Genomic DNA, 3,036 nt, shown 5'->3' on the forward strand with positions numbered 1-3,036 from the left:
GAACAGGGAAGGGAGCAGGGAAGGGGGATCGGCAGCTCGAGGAGTCAACGGCCGGCGGCGGGCACCAGCACCAGCCAGTTGCCTTCCACCGCCTGCACCACGTGCTCGCCCGGCTGCGCCGGCGCACCGGGGGCGAGGCGCGCGGTCCAGGTGGAGCCGCGGTAGGGCACGCGGGCGGTGCRGTCGTCGGCCCAGGCCGCCACGGTCACGTGCTCGCCGATGTCGATGTTGACGTCGCGGTTCTCGCGCACCGGGCCGGCCGGCGGGTGCTGCAGGCGGCGCCAATGCCACAGCGCCACCGCGCCGCCGCCCACCAGGGCCGCCATCACCAGCTGGCCGGGCAGCTTGAAGCCCAGMAGCGCGGCAATCGCCGCGGCCGCCAGGCCGAGCGCGAACATCAGCAGGTAGAAGGTGCCGGTGGCCAGCTCGGCGGCCACCGCCACCCCGGCCGCCACCCACCAGAACGTTGACGGGCTCATGTCCACGGGCTCTCCTCGTTTGAGCGTCTGTTGCGTCCACCCCGCACGCAGGTCGGCAGTGTAAGGCGCACCCCGCGCCTGTCATCGATCGGCCCTACACTTCGCGCCTTCATTCCGTTGCCCTCCAGAGGTGGCCATGCTCCGTTTCAACTTTCCGATCGTCATCATCGACGAAGACTTCCGCTCCGAGAACACCTCGGGCCTGGGAATCCGGGCGCTGGCCGCGGCCATCGAGAAAGAGGGCTTCGAGGTGCTGGGCGCCACCAGCTACGGCGACCTGTCGCAATTCGCGCAGCAGCAAAGCCGCGCCAGCGCCTTCATCCTGTCGATCGACGACAACGAGTTCACGCAAGGCCCCGAGCTCGACCCGGTGGTGCTGAACCTGCGCAAGTTCATTCAGGAGATCCGCTTCAAGAACGCCGAGATCCCGATCTACCTGTATGGCGAGACGCGCACCTCGCAGCACCTGCCCAACGACGTGCTGCGCGAGCTGCACGGCTTCATCCACATGTTCGAGGACACGCCGGAGTTCGTGGCCCGCCACATCATCCGCGAAGCCAAGTCGTACATGGACGGCCTGGCGCCGCCGTTCTTCCGCGCGCTGGTCGACTACGCGCAGGACGGCTCGTACTCGTGGCATTGCCCCGGCCACTCGGGCGGCGTCGCGTTCCTGAAGAGCCCGGTCGGGCGCATGTTCCACCAGTTCTTCGGCGAGAACATGCTGCGCGCCGACGTGTGCAACAGCGTCGACGAGCTCGGCCAGCTGCTCGACCACACCGGTCCGATCGCCGAGAGCGAGCGCAACGCGGCGCGCATCTTCAACGCCGACCACTGCTTCTTCGTCACCAACGGCACCAGCACCAGCAACAAGATGGTGTGGCACCACAATGTGGCGCCGGGCGACGTGGTGGTGGTCGACCGCAACTGCCACAAGTCGATCCTGCACTCGATCATCATGACGGGCGCGGTGCCGGTGTTCCTGCCGCCCACGCGCAACCACTACGGCATCATCGGCCCGATCCCCGAGGCCGAGTTCTCGCCGGCCGCCATCCAGCGCAAGATCGCGAAGAACCCGCTGCTGGCCGGCGTCGACGCGAAGAAGGTCAAGCCGCGCATCCTGACGCTGACGCAGAGCACGTACGACGGCGTGCTCTACAACACCGAGAGCATCAAGAAATCGCTCGACGGCTACATCGACACGCTGCATTTCGACGAGGCCTGGCTGCCGCACGCCGCCTTCCACGAGTTCTACGGCGAATACCATTCGATGGGCCGCAACCGCCCGCGCCCGAAGGACCAGATCGTCTACGCGACGCAGTCCACGCACAAGCTGCTGGCCGGCATCAGCCAGGCCTCGCAGGTGCTGGTGCAGGACGCGCAGCACCGCAAGCTCGACACGCACCTCTTCAACGAGGCCTACCTGATGCACACGTCGACCAGCCCGCAGTACGCGATCATCGCGAGCTGCGACGTGGCCGCGGCGATGATGGAGGCGCCGGGCGGGCGCGCGCTGGTGGAAGAGAGCATCGCCGAATCGATGGACTTCCGCCGCGCGATGCGCAAGGTCGACAAGGAGTACGGCAAGGACTGGTGGTTCAAGGTCTGGGGCCCGGACAAGATCGCGGCCGAAGGCATCGGCAAGAGCAGCGACTGGGTGCTGAAGGCCGGCGAGAAGTGGCACGGCTTCGGTGACCTGGCGGGCGGCTTCAACCTGCTCGACCCGATCAAGTGCACGCTGATCACGCCGGGGCTCGATGTGTCGGGCAAGTTCGCCAAGACCGGCATTCCGGCGTCCATCGTCACCAAGTTCCTGGCCGAGCACGGCGTGGTGGTCGAGAAGACGGGGCTGTACTCGTTCTTCATCATGTTCACGATCGGCATCACGAAGGGCCGCTGGAACACGCTGCTGACCGCGCTGCAGCAGTTCAAGGACGACTACGACCGCAACGCGCCGCTGTGGCGCGTGCTGCCGGAGTTCGTGGCCAAGCAGCCGCGCTACGAGCGCATGGGGCTGCAGGACCTGAGCCAGGCCATCCACGAGATGTACGCGAAGGGCGACATCGCGCGGCTGACCACCGAGATGTATTTGTCCGACCTGCAGCCGGCGATGAAGCCCACCGATGCGTTCGCGCGCATCGCGCACCGCGACACCGAGCGCGTGGCGATCGACGACCTGGAAGGCCGCGTCACCACCTCGCTGCTGACACCGTACCCGCCGGGCATCCCGCTCTTGATCCCGGGCGAGCGCTTCAACAAGAAGATCGTCGACTACCTGAAATTCACGCGCGCGTTCAACGCCAAGTTCCCGGGCTTCGACACCGATGTCCACGGGCTGGTGGAGCATGACAGCGGCGAGGGGTCGCGGACGTACCACGTGGATTGCGTGAAGGAAGGCTGAGCGGGAATTCGCAGCGGGGGAGGTACGAATGGACCTCCTCAAGGTTGATGAATTTGCTCGGCCTGTCGTGAAAAATCCCCGCGCGCATCGCTAGACTGCGCGCACCGCAGCGGCAGACCACTGCCGCGCGGGTTGCCAGCGCCCCACTGGGCCGAAGGC

At 66.8% G+C, this 3,036-nt stretch carries 2 protein-coding genes; one reads left to right on the forward strand and one right to left on the reverse strand.

Annotated elements, in window-relative coordinates; genetic code table 11:
* Positions 1-44: 44 nt before the first annotated feature.
* Positions 45-479, reverse strand: a complete 435-nt coding sequence (locus tag AC1D12_RS29535) for an NfeD family protein (protein WP_477844746.1) — start codon at positions 477-479, stop codon at positions 45-47.
* Positions 480-615: 136 nt separating this feature from the next.
* On the opposite strand from AC1D12_RS29535, the gene AC1D12_RS29540 reads away from it, so the two are divergent.
* Complete coding sequence (locus AC1D12_RS29540) at positions 616-2,877, forward strand: Orn/Lys/Arg family decarboxylase (protein WP_047505251.1); 2,262 nt, start codon at positions 616-618, stop codon at positions 2,875-2,877.
* The last annotated feature ends 159 nt before the right edge of the window (positions 2,878-3,036 follow it).

It is taken from the genome of Rhizobacter sp. P1_G5 (genome assembly GCF_056405435.1).

Excerpts from the sequence above, each read along its gene's own strand:
- AC1D12_RS29540 (WP_047505251.1), top strand. The coding sequence starts at position 616 with ATGCTCCGTTTCAACTTTCCGATCGTCATCATCGACGAAGACTTCCGC.